At 68.0% G+C, this 812-nt stretch carries 1 protein-coding gene; it reads right to left on the bottom strand.

From position 1 onward, the window contains the following. Positions 1-812, bottom strand: an 812-nt coding sequence (locus tag K7G61_RS35940; protein WP_225851352.1) for a beta-ketoacyl reductase, incomplete at both ends; no start/stop codon positions are given.

Here is an 812-nt window from a genome sequence, read left to right as displayed (position 1 = left end):
GCGGCTTCGTCGGCGGCCATGCCGCCACCCGCCCACGGCCCCCACGCGATCGACGTCGCCGGCAACCCCAACGACCGCCGATGCACAGCCAACGCATCCAACACCGCATTCGCCGCCGCGTAATTCCCCTGCCCCGCAGCACCCACCACCCCCGACAACGAAGAAAACAACACAAACGCATCCAACGGCACATCCCGCGTCACCTCATGCAACACCAACGCACCCTCCACCTTCGCCCCCACCACCGACGCCAACCGCCCAGCCGTCAACCCCTCCAACACCCCGTCATCCAACACACCCGCCGCATGCACCACCGCCGACAACCGACCCCCCGCACACACCCCCTCAACCACCGCACGCAAACCCTCACGATCCGCCACATCACACGCCACCACCTCCACACCACACCCCAACCCCTCCACCGACGCCACCAACTCCTCCACCCCAGCAGCCCCCCACCCCCGACGACTCACCAACACCACCCGCTCAGCACCACCAGCAGCCAACCACCGCGCCACCCGCCCACCCAACACACCCGTACCACCCGTCACCAACACCGTCCCCGACGGACACCACCCACCACCCGACACCACACCACCACCAGCAGCACGCTCCAACCGCGCCACAAACACACCCGAACCCCGCACCGCAACCTGATCCTCCACCCAACCACCCACCGACCACCCCACCACCGACTGCCCCAACACACCCGCCAACCGCACACCCACACGCCCATCCACCACATCCGGCACATCAACCAACCCACCCCACCGCTCCGGCAACTCCAACGCCGCAACCCGACCCAAGCCCCA

The sequence above is a fragment of the Streptomyces sp. HPF1205 genome (genome assembly GCF_020400825.1).
Taxonomy (GTDB): domain Bacteria; phylum Actinomycetota; class Actinomycetes; order Streptomycetales; family Streptomycetaceae; genus Actinacidiphila.
The sequence above is the reverse complement of the archived record's forward strand: the minus strand, read 5'-3'. Positions and strand labels throughout refer to the sequence as shown.